19 protein-coding genes are annotated in these 19611 nt (G+C 60.1%); 12 read left to right on the forward strand and 7 right to left on the reverse strand.

Annotation, left to right across the window (positions count from 1 at the left end; genetic code table 11):
* Positions 1–213: 213 nt before the first annotated feature.
* Positions 214–3060, forward strand: a complete 2847-nt coding sequence (locus LAB08_RS25000) for a valine--tRNA ligase (protein WP_096509215.1) — start codon at positions 214–216, stop codon at positions 3058–3060.
* Between the two features lie 265 nt (positions 3061–3325).
* Positions 3326–4351 carry a 23S rRNA (adenine(1618)-N(6))-methyltransferase RlmF gene (rlmF, locus tag LAB08_RS25005; protein WP_096509214.1) on the forward strand — a complete coding sequence of 342 codons (1026 nt, stop codon included), beginning with the start codon at positions 3326–3328 and terminating at the stop codon, positions 4349–4351.
* 199 nt (positions 4352–4550) lie between these two features.
* Here rlmF and LAB08_RS25010 read toward each other — a convergent pair whose 3' ends face one another.
* Complete coding sequence (locus tag LAB08_RS25010) at positions 4551–4832, reverse strand: HU family DNA-binding protein (RefSeq protein WP_003221909.1); 282 nt, start codon at positions 4830–4832, stop codon at positions 4551–4553.
* A 394-nt stretch (positions 4833–5226) separates the two neighbouring features.
* Here LAB08_RS25010 and yejK point away from each other — a divergent pair, with 394 nt between their 5' ends.
* Together yejK and LAB08_RS25020 are read left to right on the forward strand one after the other, a co-directional pair.
* Positions 5227–6231 (forward strand): nucleoid-associated protein YejK, encoded by a 1005-nt coding sequence (gene yejK, locus LAB08_RS25015; RefSeq protein ID WP_096509213.1) that lies wholly within the window; start codon positions 5227–5229, stop codon positions 6229–6231.
* The gene (locus LAB08_RS25020; protein ID WP_096509212.1) at positions 6231–6581 is read left to right on the forward strand and encodes a glutaredoxin family protein; all 351 of its coding nucleotides are present in this window, start codon (positions 6231–6233) and stop codon (positions 6579–6581) included. Before yejK ends, LAB08_RS25020 begins: the two co-directional genes overlap by 1 nt.
* 64 nt (positions 6582–6645) lie before the next feature.
* Here LAB08_RS25020 and LAB08_RS25025 read toward each other — a convergent pair whose 3' ends face one another.
* The 4 genes from LAB08_RS25025 to LAB08_RS25040 form a co-directional block, all read right to left on the reverse strand.
* Positions 6646–7581, reverse strand: a complete 936-nt coding sequence (locus tag LAB08_RS25025; protein WP_096509211.1) for a glutathione S-transferase family protein — start codon at positions 7579–7581, stop codon at positions 6646–6648.
* A gap of 88 nt (positions 7582–7669) precedes the next feature.
* Positions 7670–7981 carry a GIY-YIG nuclease family protein gene (locus LAB08_RS25030; RefSeq protein ID WP_096509210.1) on the reverse strand — a complete coding sequence of 104 codons (312 nt, stop codon included), beginning with the start codon at positions 7979–7981 and terminating at the stop codon, positions 7670–7672.
* A 40-nt stretch (positions 7982–8021) separates the two neighbouring features.
* Positions 8022–8492 carry a nuclear transport factor 2 family protein gene (locus tag LAB08_RS25035; RefSeq protein WP_096509209.1) on the reverse strand — a complete coding sequence of 157 codons (471 nt, stop codon included), beginning with the start codon at positions 8490–8492 and terminating at the stop codon, positions 8022–8024.
* 138 nt (positions 8493–8630) lie between these two features.
* Positions 8631–9263, reverse strand: coding sequence for a response regulator (locus LAB08_RS25040; protein ID WP_096509208.1), 633 nt, complete (start codon positions 9261–9263; stop codon positions 8631–8633).
* A gap of 354 nt (positions 9264–9617) precedes the next feature.
* Between LAB08_RS25040 and LAB08_RS25045 the strand changes: the two genes are divergently transcribed.
* From LAB08_RS25045 to LAB08_RS25080, 8 genes are all read left to right on the forward strand, one after another.
* Positions 9618–10241, forward strand: coding sequence for a DUF1120 domain-containing protein (locus tag LAB08_RS25045; protein WP_096509207.1), 624 nt, complete (start codon positions 9618–9620; stop codon positions 10239–10241).
* A gap of 32 nt (positions 10242–10273) precedes the next feature.
* Positions 10274–10897 carry a DUF1120 domain-containing protein gene (locus LAB08_RS25050; RefSeq protein WP_096509206.1) on the forward strand — a complete coding sequence of 208 codons (624 nt, stop codon included), beginning with the start codon at positions 10274–10276 and terminating at the stop codon, positions 10895–10897.
* Between the two features lie 96 nt (positions 10898–10993).
* Positions 10994–11620: a DUF1120 domain-containing protein gene (locus LAB08_RS25055; RefSeq protein WP_096509205.1), complete on the forward strand. Its 627-nt coding sequence runs from the start codon at positions 10994–10996 to the stop codon at positions 11618–11620.
* Positions 11621–11658: 38 nt separating this feature from the next.
* Positions 11659–12369 (forward strand): fimbria/pilus chaperone family protein, encoded by a 711-nt coding sequence (locus tag LAB08_RS25060; protein WP_436799338.1) that lies wholly within the window; start codon positions 11659–11661, stop codon positions 12367–12369.
* A 132-nt stretch (positions 12370–12501) separates the two neighbouring features.
* The gene (locus tag LAB08_RS25065; RefSeq protein ID WP_096509204.1) at positions 12502–14967 is read left to right on the forward strand and encodes a fimbria/pilus outer membrane usher protein; all 2466 of its coding nucleotides are present in this window, start codon (positions 12502–12504) and stop codon (positions 14965–14967) included.
* A 10-nt stretch (positions 14968–14977) separates the two neighbouring features.
* Entirely contained in the window at positions 14978–16120 is a 1143-nt protein-coding gene (locus LAB08_RS25070; RefSeq protein WP_096509203.1) for a DUF1120 domain-containing protein, read from the forward strand.
* 77 nt (positions 16121–16197) lie between these two features.
* Entirely contained in the window at positions 16198–16818 is a 621-nt protein-coding gene (locus LAB08_RS25075; protein ID WP_096509202.1) for a DUF1120 domain-containing protein, read from the forward strand.
* 81 nt (positions 16819–16899) lie between these two features.
* Positions 16900–17550, forward strand: a complete 651-nt coding sequence (locus LAB08_RS25080) for a DUF1120 domain-containing protein (protein WP_096509201.1) — start codon at positions 16900–16902, stop codon at positions 17548–17550.
* A 1-nt stretch (position 17551) separates the two neighbouring features.
* Here the strand turns inward: LAB08_RS25080 and LAB08_RS25085 are convergent, their stop codons facing one another.
* Both LAB08_RS25085 and LAB08_RS25090 read right to left on the reverse strand, forming a co-directional pair.
* Positions 17552–18859, reverse strand: coding sequence for a CynX/NimT family MFS transporter (locus LAB08_RS25085; RefSeq protein ID WP_096509200.1), 1308 nt, complete (start codon positions 18857–18859; stop codon positions 17552–17554).
* The gene (locus tag LAB08_RS25090; protein WP_096509199.1) at positions 18849–19508 is read right to left on the reverse strand and encodes a FadR/GntR family transcriptional regulator; all 660 of its coding nucleotides are present in this window, start codon (positions 19506–19508) and stop codon (positions 18849–18851) included. Before LAB08_RS25090 ends, LAB08_RS25085 begins: the two co-directional genes overlap by 11 nt.
* Between the last annotated feature and the right edge of the window lie 103 nt (positions 19509–19611).

Genomic DNA, 19611 nt, shown 5'->3' on the forward strand with positions numbered 1-19611 from the left:
CCCACAGGATTAGTGTCGCACCGTAATTTTGTGGTCGACCCTAACCCCGTGGGAGCAAGGCTTGCCCGCGATGGCTATCTCACTGGTAAAACACATCCCCGACCAGTCGTGAATTTTCCCCCATCCATTGGCCCCTCGCTCTACGCGTAACAACTTATCCCCGCTATACTCATCGGCTTTTCCTGAATAAATGCCAATAGGGTCCCGCCGCGCATGGATAAGACCTACCAGCCGCACGCCATTGAAACTTCCTGGTACAACACCTGGGAGTCCGAGAATTACTTCGCCCCGCAAGGCGCGGGCGAGTCCTACACCATCATGATCCCGCCGCCGAACGTCACCGGCAGCCTGCACATGGGTCACGGCTTCAACAACGCGATCATGGACGCCCTGATCCGTTTCCGCCGCATGCAGGGTCGCAACACCCTGTGGCAACCGGGCACCGACCACGCGGGTATCGCCACGCAAATGCTGGTGGAGCGTCAACTCGAAGCCCAGGGCCAGAATCGCCATGACCTGGGCCGCGACAAATTCCTCGAGAAAGTCTGGGAGTGGAAGGATCAGTCCGGCGGCAATATCAGCCGTCAGATCCGCCGCCTCGGCTCGTCCGTGGACTGGAGCCGCGAGCGCTTCACCATGGACGACGGCCTTTCCGAAGCCGTTAAAGAAGCCTTCGTACGCTTGCACGAAGACGGCTTGATCTACCGCGGCAAGCGTCTGGTCAACTGGGACACCAAGCTGCATACGGCGATTTCCGACCTCGAAGTGGAAAACCACGACGAGAAGGGTTTCCTGTGGAACCTGAAATATCCGCTGGCCGACGGCGCCAAGACCGCTGAAGGCAACGATTACCTGATCGTCGCGACCACGCGTCCGGAAACCATGCTCGGCGACTCCGCCGTGGCCGTTAACCCGAACGACGAACGCTACAAAGCCCTGATCGGCAAGTTTGTCGAACTGCCGCTGGTCGGCCGCCGCATCCCGATCATCGCCGACGACTACTGCGACCCTGAATTCGGCACCGGCTGCGTGAAAATCACCCCGGCCCACGATTTCAACGACTACGAAGTCGGCAAGCGCCACAACCTGCCGCTGCTGAACATCTTCGACAAGAACGCCAATGTCCTGCCGGCCGCCCAGGCGTTCAACCTCGACGGTACGCTGAACGAAAGCATCGACGGCAAGATCCCGGCCGAATACGCCGGCCTCGAGCGTTTCGAAGCGCGCAAGCAGATCGTCGCCGCGTTCGAGGCTGCCGGCCTGCTGGTCAGCGTCAACGATCACGCCCTGAAAGTGCCGAAAGGCGACCGTTCCGGCACCATCATCGAGCCGTGGCTGACGGACCAGTGGTACGTGTCCACCAAGCCATTGGCCGAGCCTGCGATTGCCGCCGTTGAAGACGGTCGTATCCAGTTCGTGCCGAAACAGTACGAAAACATGTACTTCTCCTGGATGCGCGACATCCAGGACTGGTGCATCAGCCGTCAGCTGTGGTGGGGCCACCGCATTCCGGCCTGGTACGACGAGTCGGGCAAAGTCTACGTGGGTCGTGACGAAGCCGAAGTACGTGCCAAGCACAACATCGGTCCGGACGTTGCGCTGCAGCAGGACAACGACGTACTCGACACCTGGTTCAGCTCGGGCTTGTGGACCTTCTCCACCCTGGGCTGGCCGGAAAAAACCGAGTTCCTGAAGAAATTCCACTCCACCGACGTACTGGTCACCGGCTTCGACATCATTTTCTTCTGGGTTGCCCGGATGATCATGCTGACGATGCACCTGATCAAAAACGAGGACGGCACCCCGCAAGTACCGTTCAAGACCGTTTACGTGCATGGTCTGGTGCGTGATGGCCAGGGCCAGAAGATGTCCAAGTCCAAGGGCAACGTCCTGGACCCGCTGGACATCATCGACGGGATCGAGCTCGAAACCCTGGTGCAGAAGCGCACCTCGGGCCTGATGCAGCCGAAACTGGCGAAGAAGATCGAGAAAGCGACCCGCGACGAGTTCGCCGAAGGTATCGCCAGCTACGGCACCGACGCCCTGCGCTTCACCTTCTGCTCGCTGGCGTCCACCGGTCGCGACATCAAGTTCGACATGGGCCGCGTCGAAGGCTATCGCAACTTTTGCAACAAAATCTGGAACGCCGCGCGCTACGTGCTGGACAAGGGCGAAGACTGCGGACAGAACGGCGAAGCCTACGAGCTCTCGCTGGCCGACCGCTGGATCATTTCGCAACTGCAACGCACCGAAGCCGAAGTGACTCGTCAACTCGACCAGTTCCGCTTCGACCTGGCCGCGCAAGCCTTGTACGAGTTCATCTGGAACCAGTATTGCGACTGGTACCTGGAGCTCTCCAAGCCTGTGCTGTGGGACGAAAATGCGCCAATCGAACGTCAGCGCGGCACCCGTCGCACCCTGGTTCGCGTACTGGAAGTAGCCCTGCGCCTGGCGCACCCGTTCATGCCGTTCATCACCGAAGAAATCTGGCAGCGCATTGCGCCGCTGGCCGGTATCGAAGGCAAGACGATCATGCTGCAGCCTTGGCCAGTGGCCAATGAAGCGCGCATCGATCAGGCCGCCGAAGACGACATCGAATGGCTCAAGGGCCTGATGCTCGGCACGCGCAACATCCGTGGCGAAATGAACATCGGCCCGGGCAAACCACTGCCGCTGTTCCTGAAGAACGTCAGTGCCGAAGATCAGCGCCGCCTGACCGAAAACGAGGCATTGCTGAAGAAACTGGCACGCCTCGAATCGATCACAGTCCTGGCTGCCGGCGAAGAAGCACCGTTGTCCGCCACCGCACTGGTTGGTGAGATGGAAGTGCTGGTGCCGATGGCCGGCCTGATCGACAAAGGTGCGGAACTGGCGCGCCTGGACAAGGAAATCCAGCGCCTGCAAGGCGAAGTGCAGCGTGTGGGTGGCAAGCTGTCCAACGCCGGTTTCGTCGACAAGGCGCCGGCCGAAGTCATCGACAAGGAACGCGCCAAACTGGCCGAGGCCGAACAGGCTTTGGGCAAATTGGCCGAGCAACATGCGCGGATTGCCAGCCTGTAACGGCAAATCGCAATGAAAGAGGGAGGCCCAAGTGGCCTCCCTTTTTTGTGCCTGCCTCTATTGCCCTATCACCACAATTCCCTTGTGGGAGCGAGCCTGCTCGCGAAGAGGCCATGTCAGCCAACATCAATGTTGAATGACAAACCGCTTTCGCGAGCAGGCTCGCTCCCACAGTAGGTATGGGTCGTCCGCGGGATTGGGTTCACAACGGCAGGATGTGGGACAATGCCCGCCACTTTCAGCCATGCCCGAATCGACCACGCCCATGAACACCCCTCGTACACCCAAACCTGCGCGCAAGAAGCCTGACACCGCGACTCCGGCCAAAGCCGTGGAACCGCGTGAAAAGGCCAGCCTGCACCCGCGCAATCGCCATCAGGGTCGTTACGACTTCCCGGCGCTGATCAAAAGCACGCCGGAGTTGGCGAAGTTCGTGATCATCAATCCGTATGGCAAGGAAAGTATCGACTTTGCCAGCCCGGATGCGGTGCGAGTGTTCAACCGGGCACTGCTCAAGTCGTTCTACGGCATCGCCCATTGGGACATTCCCGCCGACTACCTGTGCCCGCCGGTTCCGGGTCGGGCGGACTACGTACATTTCCTCGCCGACCTGCTGGCCAGCGGCAATGACGGCGTGGTCCCCCGTGGGGCGGCAGTGAAGGTGCTGGACGTCGGCGTGGGCGCCAACTGCGTGTATCCGCTGATCGGTCACAGCGACTACCGCTGGCAGTTCCTTGGCTCGGAAATCGACGCCACCGCCATTGCCGCAGCCAGGGCCATCATTCAGTCAAATGGCTTGAACAAGGCCATCCAGATTCGCCAGCAAGGCAACCGCAAACAGATCCTGCTGGGCTTGCTGGAGAGCACCGAACGCTTTGACCTGACAATGTGCAACCCACCGTTCCACTCGTCCCTGGAAGAAGCCACACGCGGCAGCAGCCGCAAATGGCGCGCGCTGGGCAAGGCCGATCCAAAACGAAAATTGCCGGTGCTGAATTTCGGCGGTCAGGCGGCCGAGTTGTGGTGCGAGGGTGGCGAGGCGCGATTCGTTACGCAATTGATCGGCGAGAGCGCTCAGGTGGGTCAGCAGGTGCTGTGGTTCAGTACCCTGGTGTCCAAAGCGTCGAATCTGCCGGCGATCCAGACGGCGCTGAAAAAGGCCGGCGCACTGCAAAGCCAGGTGGTGGAAATGTCCCAAGGCCAGAAGCAGAGCCGTTTCGTGGCGTGGACTTTCCAGACTCCAGCCCAGCAGCAGGCCTGGCGCGAGCGCTGGGCGCGCAAAACCGAGTAACCGACACAGATCCCCTGTGGGAGCGAGCCTGCTCGCGAAAGCGGTGGATCAGCCAACTTCTTTAGCGACTGACACACCGCCTTCGCGAGCAGGCTCGCTCCCACAATGGGATCAGGTGGCTTGCAGAATATCGCCAAATAGCAGGCACAAAAAAACCGTGCCCGGATTGCTCCGGCGCACGGTTTTTTTTCACTGCGTCTTACTTGTTCACAGCGTCGGTCAGGCCTTTGGCCACAACCAGCTTGATCACTTTCTTGGCAGGGATTTCGATGGCAGCGCCAGTCGAAGGGTTACGGCCGGTACGGGCAGGACGCTCAGTCACTTTCAGCTTGCCGATGCCTGGCAAAGTGATTTCGCCGCCGTTTTCCAGCTGATCGGCAACGATTTGGCCCAGTTGGTCCAGAGCGTTACGCGCGGTGGTTTTTGGCGCGTCGATAGCTTCAGCGATGTCGGCGATCAGTTGGTCTTTAGTAAGAGCCATTTAGTGTTCCTTCCCTATCAAATTCATATGGATTGCAGAGTGCAGTGTCAGCCATCGAGCCCGATCTTCTGGATCCGGCACCCTCGGCGATAACCGCGACGAGTCGGGTTATAGATGCCGAAATCAGGGTTTGGTTCGACCTGACATTTGCTGACTGCACGCTTAACGCAGTGACTTCGCGCAAGACCGGGCAAAACTAGCACAGAGACGGGGAAATATCCGCCTCTAGCTACCCATTTGGTCAGCTTTATTGCTCTAAATCGGCAAAAAAACGCATAAGCGCCGCCGGTCACTCGGGAATTGCCCTTCGTCCCGCGCCAAAACCAATGGTTGCGGTACACTGGGCGCTTTTTCGGGGAGCTCGCCCTGCTCTCTCCAATCAGCCGAGAAGCCCATGCCGATCCGTCATTGCATCGTCCACCTGATCGACAAAAAACCCGACGGCACACCCGCAGTTCTCCACGCTCGCGACTCTGAACTGACCGAGTCCGCCGCCATCGAGAACATGCTTGCCGACCTCAACGAAAGCTACAACGCCAAACAAGGTAAAGCCTGGGGTCTGTTTCATCCGGAGTCCGGCGCCTTTCCCTTCAGCGGCTGGTTGAAGGAATACCTCGATGGCGGCCAGGACTTCACAGCGTTCAGCCGCGTGGCGGTGGAGCACCTGCAAAAGCTGATGGAAGAATCCAACCTTTCGGTCGGTGGTCACGTACTGTTCGCTCACTATCAGCAAGGCATGACCGACTACCTGGCCATCGCCCTGCTGCACCACAGCGAAGGCGTGGCGGTGACCGACGAGCTGGACGTGACCCCGTCCCGTCACCTGGACCTGGGCCAGCTGCACCTGGCGGCGCGGATCAACGTTTCCGAGTGGCAGAACAACAAGCAATCCAAGCAGTACATTTCGTTCATCAAGGGCAAGAACGGTAAAAAGGTTTCGGAGTATTTCCGCGACTTCATCGGCTGCCAGGAAGGCGTCGATGGCCCCGGCGAAACCCGCACTTTGCTCAAGGCCTTCAGTGACTTCGTCGAAAGCGAAGACCTGCCGGAAGAGTCTGCCCGGGAAAAAACCAAGACCCTGGTGGATTACGCCAGTAGCCAGGCCAAGCTCGGTGAGCCCATGGGCCTTGAGGAGCTGTCGGAACTGATCGACGAAGAACGCCCAAAAGCTTTCTACGATCATATCCGCAACAAGGACTACGGACTCTCGCCGGAAATCCCGGCCGATAAACGCACCCTGAACCAGTTCCGCCGCTTCACCGGCCGTGCCGAAGGCCTGTCGATCAGCTTCGAGGCGCACCTGCTGGGCTCGAAGATCGAGTACGACGAAGAAGCCGGTACCCTGATCATCAAAGGCCTGCCGACCTCGCTCACCGACCAGCTCAAGCGCCGCAATTGATGCTGGGTAACGTACTGAAGAAATGCCTGCTGATCCTGCTGGTGGTGGTGGTTTACCAGCACTGGGGCAAGATCGAGCGAGTATTCAATCCCTCGCAAATGCTGTCCGAGCAGACCCGGGCCACGGCCAATGTCGTGCTCTACAGCACCGAATGGTGTGGCTACTGCAAACTGAGCCGACGTTTTCTCGATCAGAAAGGTATTACGTACAAGGAATTCGATATCGAGAAAGACACCGAGGCGCGCAAGGCCTACGAAGCGTTGGGCGGCGGCGGGATCCCGTTCATCGATGTGAACGGGACGCTGATTCGCGGGTATGACCCGGATGCGATTCTGGCAGCGTTGAAGTAATTAATCCGGTCACACCCTACCTGTGGGAGCAAGTCGGGTCGCCGCATCGCTTGCTCCCACAGTGTCAGCGGGCCTCGATACGAAAACCCAACCGCGGAAAGTGCACATGCACCACACCGCCGCGCGGATCTTCGCGGCGCAGGATCAGCTCTTCGCCACCGGCAAACATCAACGCCCCCGCCACCGGATCGACGCCATAGTCGGTCGCAGCGATCACTACTTGCTGACCAGCTTCGAATCCGTTCGGGTCGATAAATTGCTCATCCGGCAATGCAGCCGGCGTTGCGTTGCGCGCAATCGCCAATGCCTCTTCCGAGGTCATCTCGCTCGGCGCCCCATGGCCAAAACCCAGAACCCGCGCCAACCAGGCCGACACCGCCGGATAGTTATCCACAAGCGGTGATGTCACCGGCGTCGCCTTGAGGAACCACAGCGGATGCGCCATGGCGAAGTCGGCAATCGATGGCTCGCCGAACAGGTAATCACCTTCCTCGCGCTGCAGCTGTTGCTCCAGGCGCGCCATGATCGTCGGCCATTGGTGCCGCGCTTGCTCAGCGGTCAACTTTGTAGTGCTGCCGCCGCTGAACAATCCCGCACGGTCGGCCAGGAAAGCCTTGATCGCTTCCGGCGGCAAATTGCCGAAACGCACAGCGACCGATTCCGGCTGAAACACCAGGCTGACTGCATGCTGGAACACCACTGAATCGGCCCACGCGGCGAAGGTCGCGGCGATCATTTCCTGGCCTTCGGGGAAGAACGCCGGCAAGGCTTTTTCCTGCTCCAGGCGACGGGCGATGAGCGCCGTATCGCAATAGATATCCGCGCCGATCTGCAACACCGGCGTCTTGCGATAGCCCCCCGTCAGCGCCGTCAGGTCAGGTTTTGGCATCACCGGCGAGATCTTCACCGAGCGCCAGGACAAGCCCTTGAAGCCCAACAGCAATCGGGCCTTTTCGGCGAAGGGGGACGTCGGGTAATGATGAAGAATCAACTCGGACATGCTCGGCTCCGTCGCACTCAAAAGGTATCAGCAGCTTAGCGCGCAATCGATTGGCAGAATACGGATCTGCCTGATGGAAACCGATCAATCAGCTTGATAATGCCGGGGCAGCACTGGCCACCAGACATTCCTTGGCGCTCTTCCTGAGTTTTTTGATCAGCCGCTCCTGACGCAGCGCTTCGCTTTTGTCGCGGCATGCTTCGGTATAAACCAGTGCCACAGCCGGGCTGGAAAGGAAGAAACGCGCGCCTTTGCCGCTTTGGTGCATGGCGAAGCGGCGCACGGGGTCGTCGCTGATTCCGCAGTAGAGCGAACCATTGGCCGCGCGCACGAGGTAAACGAACCAGGGTTTGCTCAGCGCAGGGTCGGCGTCGGCAGGATTTTCGTTGTGGGGGCTCATGCAACGATCAAGACTTGAAAGGAAACAAGCCGCGATCTTATCAGCGACCTGCCTGAAAAGCCTTCAGCCCCTTCAGGGCCTGTGCGCGAACGGCATTGCGTACCAGCGGCGTCCAACCCAGCAGCAGCCCCTTGAAACCCAGCGCCTGACGCGACCAGGCCCACAGATCGAAGCTATCGTGGTGTTCGCAGATCTTGCCGTCGCGGAAAACGAAGCGCGCCTGAATGTCGTTGACCACGATATTACCGGTCTGACTGAACAGATAAGTCGCCACCCAATGGGCGCCCCCCGTGCGCTCGTCGCTGCGCACATGATCGAAGGTCAGGGAGAAATCCTTGGCCCGGGTGGTGAGCATGCGCCACATGTCGCCGGCATCACGGCCACGCAGTTCGCCGAACGCCGGATCGCTGAACACTACGTCGTCGGTGTAGCAGGCGCTCATGGCTTCGGCATCCAGCCGCTGGAACGCCTCGTAGAATCGGGTGATCACTGCGTTGTGGGCATCACTCATACAAGCTCCCTGGGTTGCTCACTTTTTCTGAAGACTGCTTTCAAAAAATCATTTCGGCAGATTGCCAGCACGATAATCAACAAATGCCAGGAACACTACCGGCATTCGTGGCGGGAATACCCTCAGGCACACTGGAGCCTAATGCGCCATGCCGTTTTCACGGGCGTAAGCGAAGAGCCCCACATCCGTGGAAATTCCCAGCCGCTGCATGGCCATGTTTTTCTGTTTGCTGATCGTCGATACGCTGCGTTTGAAATAGCCGGCAATTTCACTGACCGTCATGCCATTGGCGAGCATTCTCACCACTTCATGTTCCTTGGCGGATAACACAGCAGGACCGGACGCTACCGCAGCGTTCGCCTGAAGCAGCGAAGCACGTAAAGACTCGCTGGTGAAGCGCCGTCCTTCGCTCACTGATTTGATCGCCATGGGCAACTCCTTCGCCGACGCACCTTTGGCAATGATCGCCATCACCCCCTCAGCAAACGCCGCCTTCAGTGTCGGTGCGTTGGAGAACATCGTGACCAGAATGATTGGCAACGCCGGGTAGCACCGCCGCACTTTGCCCAGCATCTTCAGCCCGTCGGAGTGCTGATTGCCCGGCATGGAAAAGTCGGTGATCAAGAGGTCGCAAGGCGTGGTGGAAAGCAGGTTCAACAGGCTGTCCGGGCCATCGGCCTCACCCACGACATTGCAGGTGCGGTTCAGGTCGATGAGCATTCGCAGGCCGATACGAACGACAGGATGGTCGTCAGCGATGATTACGCGCATTGTCGGATTTATCCTGTTTGATGAGTGGAATGTCCGAAAAATAGCGCTGTCCCGGTGCCACCACAACGACCAAAATTAAGCGCAAAACCGCACCGCCCCACGCCTGCGGGCGCTTCGTATTTCTCCTATAAAACAAACAGAACAGTCCTACTCTTTTGAGCTACGCAGGTCACGCAGAAGGACTACAGACAACGTTACGAAAGATGATGATTCGCAAACGGTGATGCGCTTTCTTACATCAACCCGTTAGTTTTCGTATTAGTTGCATTTCACTTGGTTACTTCGATGGATAGATTGCGCCCTCGTCGTTAAGGGCTGCCCCAACAATCATCCTTCAAGGAAAGAAGCCAAGACATGAATAGACGTTTATCCCTTCTGACTGCTGCGTTGCTGCTGACTGGAACATCATCCACGTTCGCCGCGTCCAGCACCGACCTGACTGTCACAGGCACAATCACCCCCAGCGCCTGCGCGCCGACACTGTCGGACGGCGGTATCGTCGATCACGGCAAATTGACAGCCAAGGATCTGGACCCGCTACTGCCCACCAGACTGCCTGCCGGTGAAATGCAGATGCAGGTTCACTGCGAAGGCGCCACCTTTTTCACCCTGACCACGGTGGACAACCGCGCAGGCACCTCGGCGATCAATCCGGCATTCCACGGTCTGGGCGTGGTCAACGACGACCAGAAGCTGGGCAGCGTGGCGTTCGGTGTGTTCGAGCCACAGGCCGACAGTGTTCCGGTGCTGACCATCATGTCCCGCGACGGTGGCGCCAGTTGGGCGCCCTCTTCGTACCTGGGCCACGCCGGGCTGACATCGTTTGCCGCCCCCGGCGATCCGCGCACCCCGATCGCCATCAAAGACCTGAATGCTCGCCTGCGGGCCTTCACCATCATTGCACCGGCCAGCGACCTGACCCTGCTCGATGAGTTGCCCATCGACGGCCACGCCACGATGCAACTCAAGTATTTGTAAATCAATCCACTTCCATACACAGGAGCTACACCATGAACAAGATGCTCACCCCCCTGCTGGGCGCCATGTTGCTGACCGGCAGTGCCAGCGTTTTCGCCGCTTCCAGCGTTGATCTGACCGTAACAGGGATCATTACGCCAAGCGCCTGCACCCCGACCCTGAGCAAGGGCGGGACGGTGGACTACGGCAAAATATCCGCGAAGGATCTGAAACCCGACCTGCCAACCTATCTGACAGCACAACAGGTTCAACTGAACGTCAATTGCGACGCAGCGACCTTGATGGCTCTGGAGTCCAAGGACAACCGCGCTGGCTCGGCCTTTGATGACGATACGTATAATTTTGGCTTGGGACTCATCAACGGTAGCGAAAAGCTCGGCGTTATGGAGTTGAAACTGCTATCCCCCCTGGCCGACGGCGTATCGGTCACAACCATCGCATCTGAAGACGGCGGTTCTACTTGGTACAACGAACGTTATCTGTTCCGCACCAACATTCTTTCAGTCGCCGACACCGGAACAGTGGTACCCAGACCCGTTCAGTCGTTTACCTCCGACCTGGTCGTTCAACCACGCATTGCACCTGCGAACCAGTTGACCCTGACCAACGAAGTCTCCATCGACGGCTCAGTCACCCTGACCGTGCGTTACCTCTGATTCACCGATAAACCGGAGAGCGGAAAGGCATGCAGCAACGACTGCGAGCCCTTTCCGCCCTCACCCGCACCGCGCTGAAAAGGACCTCAGGCCGAAATGAAGAAAACGACGCCACACCTCCTCGCCCTGCTTTGTCTGCTGAGCAGCAAGCCGGCGATGGCCGCTTCCGATGTCGAGCTCAATGTCGTGGGCAAGATCACTCCCAACGCCTGCGACGTACTGCTGTCGGACAACGGCATGGTCGACCACGGCAAGGTGCCGGCCCGCACGCTCAATCAATACGAGTTGAGCCCCTTGCCCGGCCGACAACTGGACCTGAGCGTGAGCTGTGACGAACCGCTGCTGTTTGTGCTGGTGGGCGTGGACAGCCGGGCAGAGTCGTCGCTGGGGCCGGGCTTTTATTACGGCCTGGGATGGAACGTCCATGCGCCGGACGAACGCCTGGGCACGATCAGCCTCGCCTTTCGCAACGCAGTGGCCGACGGTCAACCGGCGCTGGTGCTGGCTTCAAGCAATCAGGGCCTGACGTGGTTCCCGGAAGCCAATGCCTATCCGAATAACTACATGGGCTTTGCCAAGCCCGGCACCCTGCTGCCGGAACCCCATCGCCTGCTGGTTGCCACGCTGCAAATCAACACCTCAATCAACGCCGCGAGCTTCCTGACCCTGAATCAGGAAGTGCCGCTGGACGGCGCCATCGTGCTGGATCTGAGATACCTGTAGTCATGCTGATTTTTTCCTTTTCCATACAGGCCTTAACCATGACCCTTTCCAAAGGCGTTCGTCGCCTGATGTTTTGCCTGGGCACTTTGGCCCTTCTGCTGTGCGGTCGCGCGCAGGCCGACGGCATGGTACCCGACACATCGGTAGTAATCGTCAACGAAGCCGACGGCGAAGCCTCGGTGTCTGTGACCAATACCGACACGAGCCTCGCTTTGCTGCACGTCACCCTCGAAGACATTCCCGAAGACAAGGAACCGCTGTTGTTCGTCACGCCGCCGCTGGCCCGTGTCGAACCGTCCAAAAGCCAACTGGTGCGGTTCATCCTGCAATCGTCTACGCCCCTGACCACACAACGCCTGAAACGGGTGATTTTCGAAGGCATGCCCCAGGATCGCGTGGCGGCTCAGGCCGGGCATGCGCGGGTGGGTGTGACCGTGCGACAAAACCTTCCCGTGATCATTCATCCCAAAGGCCTGGCGCAAAACCGCACACCCTGGACAGGCCTGACCTGGCGCCTGGAACAAAATCAGTTGAGCGTGCATAACCCGACGCCATATGTGGTGCGTCTGGCCCAGGAACTGCTGTTGCTGCCAGGCAACGGTTCGGCGCTGTTGCCGCGCACTTACGTACTGCCCGGGGAAACCCTGAGCGTGACCACCAACGGCGCCGCCGCAACCACCGTGCGGCTGCAACCGGCCACGGTCTATGGTTTCGCGGTGCCGCATTACGAGGCGCCGATCAAATCCTGAACCCGACCCTGACAGCGCCGTGAAGGAACATTGAGCGCCAAAGTTTTCAGGCGACGGTCGTGCGACCGTTGCCACAGGCAAGTCTGACCCACAGCCCATCGGCCAGACGCCGGCATACCCCAAGTGAACCCCATGAACACAGTATCGATTTACCGTGATGGCGAAGCCGTGCCCGTCATTCGGACCGCTCGCCCCTGCTCGCTGCGTCGGCGCGCCACCCTGGTGTTGCTGCTGGCCAATACACTGCTGGTGCCTGACGCCCGTGGCGAGGCCCTGTTGCTGGCGGCGTTCGACAAAAACACGCTGCTGCAGCGCGGTATTGATCCGGCACTGGCGACCTCGCTGATGCAAGCACCGAGATTTACCGCGGGCAGGCACCCGGTGACGCTCTCCGTCAATGGCCAGCGCCGGGGCCGTGTGGATGTCGCGTTCAATCGCGAGGGCGCACTGTGTTTCGATCGCCCACTGCTCGACGCGGCCAACCTGAATGTGCCTGACCAGATGCTGGGCGATGGTCCGTGCCACGATTTTCTGGCCGCTTCGCCGCAAACCGTCATCGATCCGGATCCCTCCAATCTGGCTTTGTCGCTGATCGTTCCCACCGATGCGATACGTCCTGTCACCCGGGATTTTTCCGGCTATCAGACCGGGGGCATCGCCGGGATGCTCAACTACGACGTCACCGGTTTGCACAGCCAATATGGTGATCAGTCCAGCCGCTACGCCTCGGCCAACACCGAGCTGGGCTTCAATGCCGGCGACTGGATTGTGCGCAGCCGGCAGGTGCAAACCTGGCAGGACGACGTCTCACGCACGACGCACATCGCCGCCTACGCCCAACGCACCTTCGCCAGCGTTGAGGCGGTACTGCAGGCCGGCCAGATCAACCTCTACAACCCGGTGCTGGCCGGCACGCAAATCACTGGCGTGCAAGTACTCAATGAACAGGCACTGCAAATCGAAGGGCAAAGCGCGGTCATCGAAGGCATCGCCAACAGCCAGGCCCAGGTCGAGGTTCGGCAGAACGGCTCGCTGATCCATTCCACCGTGGTGCCCGCCGGCCCGTTTGCACTTACCAACGTGCGACGCCTCAACACCCGCTCCGACGTCGAAGTCACTATCAAGGAAGCCGATGGCAGCCAGCGCAGCTTCACCATTCCGGCGGCCATGCTCGGCATCGGTTTGCCAGCGCCCGGTTATTCGCTGGGGGCGGGTCGGGTGCGCAACATCGGTGATGAACAGGGCAGCGATCCATGGGTTATCAGCGCTGGCTGGAGCGGTGCGATCCATCCACAGGTGTTGTTCAGTGCGGGCATGACCGGTGCCGAAGACTATCGCGCGGCGGGTGCGGGACTGGGTTTTCTGCCATCGCCTGATACTCAGGTTCAATCCACGTTGACCGGCGCGGATGCCAGCGGCCGGCAATCGAGCCAGGGACTTCAGGCCGACCTGAGCCTGTCGCACCGTTTGAGCGAACGGTGGGCGTTCAATGCCGGCAGCTCCTACCGGACCTTGGGTTACCGCGAGCTGGAGGATGCGGTATTCGACAACACGACCGACGACAGTAAATCCCGTTACCGCGACCAGCAGAGCGCCGGGCTGTCCTGGTCCCACCCATGGCTGGGAGCCTTCAGCGGCGGCTTCAGCCAGTCCAATTCATTCGATGGCCAGAACAGCAGCCGCGCCCTCGCCTCCTGGGGCACCAACATTCGCGGCGTGTCGGTTTCCGCGACCGCCGAATGGCAGGTCAGCGGCGCGAACCGCAACGACGACAGCGTGTATGTAAACCTCAGCATTCCCCTGGGCGAGAACCGTCGGGCGCGTACCTGGGTGCGCAGTTCCGATGGCGATCACCGCAGCGGCGTGGGCTTGAGTGAGCAGATCAACGATCAATTGGCTTACCGGGTCGGCGTCGAGCACGACACCCGTGACAGGCAAGTGCAAACCACAGCCGGCGTTTCGATGCTGCCGCGCTACACCCAACTGGACCTGAACTACACCCGCTCCGATGCCGATCGGTCCAGCTATCAAGCCAGTGCCCGAGGCGGTGCGGTGCTGCATGGCGGCGGCCTGACGCTGTCGCCTTATCCGGTGAGCGACACCTTCGCTTTGCTTTCAGTCGGTGACATGGGCGCGATCAAAGTCTCGACCCCGAGCGGTCCGGTGTGGACTGACTGGCAAGGTCAGGCGGTGGTCCCGCAGGTATCGGCCTACGGTCGCAGCCCGGTGGAAGTCGACACCAAATCCCTGCCGCGCAATGCCGATATCAGCAACGGCCTGGCGGTGATTTCTGCCGGGCGCGGCGCCGTCGACAGGGTCGAGTTCGGCGTCACCATGACCCGTCGGGTGTTGCTCAAGGTCACCACCGCCAACGGTGCCCCGCTGCCGCGCGGAGCCTCCGTGAATACCGAGGATGGCGACTTCGTCACCCTGGTACAGGAAGGCGGCCTGGTGTTTCTGCCCAATGTGCTCGACACCCGCGCGTTGTGGATCAGCGCGCCGGGGCTGGAACGCTGCGAATTGCGTTTCGAACTGCCGGCGGACGCCGACACCAACGCCTATTACGAAACCGCCCCCGCCAAGTGCCGAGCCCTTTGAGGATGATTGCATGAACCTGTCGCGCTATTTGATGGTGACCCTCACTCCCTTGGTGCTGAGCGTATTCACGCCGTTCGCCTGGGCGTCGGCCGACGACTGTCAGTTCAACCTGAGCCAACCAGTGCTCGATTACGGGCTGATGAACCGCACCATTCGCCCTGACTCGGCCCCGGAGCGAAACCTCGGCGAACGTCATCTGAGTCTGAACCTGAGTTGTTCAGCCCCCATCGACATGAGCCTGTTTTATCGCGCCATGGCGTCGACGGCCAATCGCTTCCACTTCGCCGAGCGCGGCACCTACCAAGTGCGGATTCGCGACGCAGTGCTCGACGGTCAGTCGGTGGAAATCGGCTTGATTGCCGGGGTCGGCCAAGCCCCTGCGCACACCGCATCGACCCTGATCTGGCGTCCGGATCACGGAATTGTTCCGGTAAAAGCGGGTGTGCCCTCGCAGGGCCGCAGTTTCTCGGCGCAGCTGGAGGTGACGGCGTGGGTTCAGGAACAAGGGATGCAGGTGCGCGACGCGGTGACTTGGGAGGCGCTTGGTGTGTTCGACGCCGTCGCTGCCGGGCGCAGCCGCGAAGCAACATTGCGCGCCCGTTTCGCCCCCGCAGCGTGCGAGCCGGTGCTTTCCAACGGCGGCGTGGTCGATTTCGGCAGGCTGTCCAAAAGCGATTTGAATGCCGACAAGAGCACACGCCTGCCACCCCGTTCCTTGACCTTAAGGGTCGGCTGCGATGCGCCCACGTCTTTCGCCTTGATCATGCACGACAACCGCTCGGGCTCGGCGACGGTCAACAGCGAGATTTATTACGGCCTGGGCATGGACAGCCAAAACAACAAGATCGGCCTGTACTCGCTGAACTTCGATCCGGCGGATGCCAACGCCGACAACTTCGCGCGCCTCTATCGAACCGACTCCACCACCGGTGGCACGGCCTGGAGCACGTCCAGCGCCAGCCCGATTCCCATTGGTCAAAAGAGTTACCTGGGCTTTACCGCCAACGCCGGCAGCAGCGCCGGCCCGGTGATGATCCAGAACCTCAGTACCACCGTCACCGTCGACGCGGTTATCGCCCCCACCAACAGCCTCGACATCAGTTCCGCCATCAACCTCGATGGCGCGGGGACGATCGAGATTATTTACCTGTAACACCTGAACCCCTCTGCTGAACCCGGGGCGGATGCTGTGGGCCAGGCTGGAAAACAACCATAGAAGTGAGTAAGAAAATGAAAAAGTACCTTGCAACAGTTTCTGTCACCGCTCTGATCAGTGTCGCGCCTTTCGCCATGGCGGCTTCGAGCACTGATCTGACTGTCACCGGCACCATCACTCCAAGCGCCTGTTTACCGACCTTATCCGGTAACGGAGTGGTGGATTACGGCAAGATCTCGGCAAAAGACTTGAATCAAGACACAAATACCAAATTGGAAGATCGCACTGTGACCCTGTCGGTGAAATGCGACGCCACCACTAAGTTCGCACTCAAGGGTATCGACAATCGCATCGGTTCGAGCGATCTGAAATCGATGTTCGGCTTGGGCAAAATCAACGGCACTCAAAACATCGGCAGATTCCTGGTGAGCATGATGAGTGCTGTTGCCGACGGAGTCGCCGCACAGCCCATCAAGTCCAAGGACGGACAAACCGGCTGGCACGGTCATTTATTCTGGATGCCGGGAGACTACGCCTCGGTGGCAGCCCGGGATGATTTCAGCCAACCGATCAGCGTTCAGGACCTCACCCTGGAATTGGCACTCCAAACTTACATTTACAGGGCCGACGGGCTGGATTTGACCAACGAAGTCAAAATCGATGGGTCGGCAACACTTGAAATGAAGTACCTGTAAAGCCGAACCGATGGTGCCCGGAATCATGCCTCGGGCAACGTCGGCAATCGACAAAGTAATCCCATGAAAAGGATTTACGCGATGAAAAATCACCTCGCCGTACTCGCGCCAATGCTATTGATCAGCGCCACGCCCAACGTCCTCGCCGCGTCCGTGGTGGATTTGAGCGTCAAAGGTCTCATCACCCCTGTCGCCTGCACACCCAGCCTGTCGAATAACGGCCTGGTCGACTACGGCAAAATCTCGCGGCAGGATCTGAGCGTCGACAAACGCACGCAACTGCGCGACCAGATGCTCGATTTCAGCCTACAGTGCAATGGTCCCGCGCGGTTCGCTTTGATCATGCGCGACAACCGCGATGGCTCGGCCATCGTCAACAGCGAGATTTATTACGGCCTGAACCTCGACAACAGCGGCAACAAAATCGGCCTGTACTCGCTGAATTTCGACCCCGCCAGCACCGTGGTCGATGGGTGGTCGCAGGTGTATCGCACCGACTCCACCACCGGTGGCGTGGCCTGGAGTTCCTCGAGCAGCCGTTCCATTCCGATTGGTGCCAGAAGCTACCTGGGTTTCACCGACATGGCCGGCAGCAGCGCCGGCCCGGTGGCCATCCAGAACCTTTCAAGCCGGGTCACCCTCGAAACTGTCATCGCACCCACATCCGAACTGGACCTGAGCGCCGACGTGCAACTCGACGGCTCGGCGACACTGGATGTTGTTTACCTATAGTTCAGACTTTTTCGCTGAGCACCTGAACATACAGTGCCCGTCCGGCACCGAGCCCGGCGATGATCGCGCCCAGACCGATCACGCCGAAGATCCAGCCCACCGCGTTCCAGCCCCCAGTCCAGTCATGCACGATGCCGACCGCGAACGGCCCCATGGACGCCAGGGTATAGCCGAAGCCCTGGGCCATGCTCGACAGGTTGGCCGCGACGTGCGAGTCCCGCGAGCGCAAGACGATCAGGGTCAACGCCAGGCTGAAGGTGGCGCCCTGTCCCAGACCGAGCAGGATCGCCCAGCCCCACAGGCCTTCGATCGGTGCGTAGAGGCAACCGAAGAGACCGCCAAGGGTCATCACCATGACGATCACGATCGCCAGGCGCTGATCCTTGCCCCGGGTGGCCAGCCACGGTGCGGCCAGTGAACTGGCCAACTGCACAATGACCGAACCCGAGAGCACCAGACCGGCTTGGGTCGGCGTCAAGCCGCGACCGATCAGGATCGACGGCAACCAGCCAAACACGATGTACGCCAGGGACGATTGCAGCCCCATGTACAGCGTGACTTGCCACGCCAGTGGATCGCGCAACAAGCCCCGAACTTTGTAGGCAACGTTATGCGCGCCGTGTTTTTGGCCGACTTGTGGCAGCCAGAAAACCGCGGCGGCCAGTGCCGGAATCACCCAAAAGCCGAGACCCATTGCCCAGCTCTTATCGAAATGCTCACTCAATGGCACGGTCGCACCCGCCGCCATCGCCGCCCCCAGGCACAGGGCCATGGTGTAGACGCCGGTCATGGTGCCGGCCTGTTTGGCGAAGTCGCGCTTGACGATGCCCGGCAGCAGCACGCCAATTACACCGATGCTCGCGCCGGCCAGCACGCTGCCGGCAAACAGGCCGATTTCACCGAAGGAACTGCGCAGGATTATTCCGCCAGCGAGTGTCAGCAGGATACCCAGCACCACCCGTTCGGCACCGAACCGTCGGGCCAGAACCGGCGCCAGTGGCGCAAACAACCCCAGGCACAGCACGGGCAGTGTCGTCAGCAAACCGGCCTGCGACGCCGACAACCCCAGGCTTTTCGACACTTCACTGAGCATCGGCGCCATGCTCGACAGCGCCGGACGCAAGTTCAGCGCCACCAGAATCAACCCCAACAGCAACAGCCATGGTCGCCGCAGGACCGGATGACTTTGCTGGACCTGTTCGTCGTCGGCTTCGGCGTCGATCAGCAGCTCCTCGAGCTCCGCCTTGCGTTGGGCTTCGGTGATCTGGCGGTTACTGCTGGACATGGCGTTCTCGGTTTCAAGGTTCATTGATCAACTGCCTCGACAGGGCTTTGGCCCGTTCCGGGTCGCGTTGCTCGACGGCATCGAGCAGTTCGATATGCAGGTCGAACACTTCCTGGCGGCGCGGCGTGATGTTCAGGCAGTGACGCAACTGGGCACCAACGACACTGGAGAAATAGCGATACAACTCGCTGAGGGTCGGGTTGTGCGCGGCGTCCACCAAGCGGCGATGGAACACCAGATCGCAGGCGATGTAGGTGTCGAGATCGCCGTGATAGTGGCTGCCGCTGACACCCAGCGCCTCGCGCAAGGCCACCAGGTCTTCCTCGGTGCGGCGCGTTGCCGCCAGGCCGATCGCCTCGACTTCAAGGATGTGCCGGGTCTCGCGGGCCTGTTCAAGGGAGCACTGCGACAACACTTTCAAGGTGTCCAGCGGATCGACCACCGCTCGCAGGTAACTGCCGTCGCCCTGGCGGATCTCGATCAACCCGGAAAACGCCAGCACCCGCATGGCTTCGCGCACGGTATTGCGGCTGATGCCCAGTTCGGCGGACAGCTCGGGTTCGGTGGGCAAACGCTGGCCAACAACCCAGACGCCTTGATTGATGCGCTGACGCAACTGATCCAGGGCCTGATCGACCAGGGATCGTTTCACTAATGGAGAAATGTCTGACATTGAATTCGCCCTTTCATCCAATCATAGGATGAATTTTCTGACAGGTTAATCAGCTTCGTGTAGGACGGCAACCGCCTACGGTCAGGAGCGGGAAAAGGAGCGG

The organism is Pseudomonas izuensis, assembly GCF_002356535.2.
GTDB classification, from domain to species: Bacteria; Pseudomonadota; Gammaproteobacteria; order Pseudomonadales; family Pseudomonadaceae; genus Aquipseudomonas; species Aquipseudomonas izuensis.

Bases quoted from the DNA above. Each gene is read 5' to 3' on its own strand.
- LAB08_RS25000 (WP_096509215.1), top strand. From the start codon at position 214: ATGGATAAGACCTACCAGCCGCACGCCATTGAAACTTCCTGGTACAAC.
- LAB08_RS25020 (WP_096509212.1), top strand. From the start codon at position 6,231: ATGCTGGGTAACGTACTGAAGAAATGCCTGCTGATCCTGCTGGTGGTG.
- LAB08_RS25035 (WP_096509209.1), bottom strand. From the start codon at position 8,492: ATGAGTGATGCCCACAACGCAGTGATCACCCGATTCTACGAGGCGTTC.
- rlmF (WP_096509214.1), top strand. From the start codon at position 3,326: ATGAACACCCCTCGTACACCCAAACCTGCGCGCAAGAAGCCTGACACC.
- LAB08_RS25025 (WP_096509211.1), bottom strand. From the start codon at position 7,581: ATGTCCGAGTTGATTCTTCATCATTACCCGACGTCCCCCTTCGCCGAA.
- yejK (WP_096509213.1), top strand. From the start codon at position 5,227: ATGCCGATCCGTCATTGCATCGTCCACCTGATCGACAAAAAACCCGAC.
- LAB08_RS25065 (WP_096509204.1), top strand. From the start codon at position 12,502: ATGAACACAGTATCGATTTACCGTGATGGCGAAGCCGTGCCCGTCATT.
- LAB08_RS25090 (WP_096509199.1), bottom strand. From the start codon at position 19,508: ATGTCAGACATTTCTCCATTAGTGAAACGATCCCTGGTCGATCAGGCC.
- LAB08_RS25050 (WP_096509206.1), top strand. From the start codon at position 10,274: ATGAACAAGATGCTCACCCCCCTGCTGGGCGCCATGTTGCTGACCGGC.
- LAB08_RS25070 (WP_096509203.1), top strand. From the start codon at position 14,978: ATGAACCTGTCGCGCTATTTGATGGTGACCCTCACTCCCTTGGTGCTG.
- LAB08_RS25010 (WP_003221909.1), bottom strand. From the start codon at position 4,832: ATGGCTCTTACTAAAGACCAACTGATCGCCGACATCGCTGAAGCTATC.
- LAB08_RS25030 (WP_096509210.1), bottom strand. From the start codon at position 7,981: ATGAGCCCCCACAACGAAAATCCTGCCGACGCCGACCCTGCGCTGAGC.
- LAB08_RS25085 (WP_096509200.1), bottom strand. From the start codon at position 18,859: ATGAACCTTGAAACCGAGAACGCCATGTCCAGCAGTAACCGCCAGATC.
- LAB08_RS25045 (WP_096509207.1), top strand. From the start codon at position 9,618: ATGAATAGACGTTTATCCCTTCTGACTGCTGCGTTGCTGCTGACTGGA.
- LAB08_RS25060 (WP_436799338.1), top strand. From the start codon at position 11,659: ATGACCCTTTCCAAAGGCGTTCGTCGCCTGATGTTTTGCCTGGGCACT.
- LAB08_RS25055 (WP_096509205.1), top strand. From the start codon at position 10,994: ATGAAGAAAACGACGCCACACCTCCTCGCCCTGCTTTGTCTGCTGAGC.
- LAB08_RS25075 (WP_096509202.1), top strand. From the start codon at position 16,198: ATGAAAAAGTACCTTGCAACAGTTTCTGTCACCGCTCTGATCAGTGTC.
- LAB08_RS25040 (WP_096509208.1), bottom strand. From the start codon at position 9,263: ATGCGCGTAATCATCGCTGACGACCATCCTGTCGTTCGTATCGGCCTG.
- LAB08_RS25080 (WP_096509201.1), top strand. From the start codon at position 16,900: ATGAAAAATCACCTCGCCGTACTCGCGCCAATGCTATTGATCAGCGCC.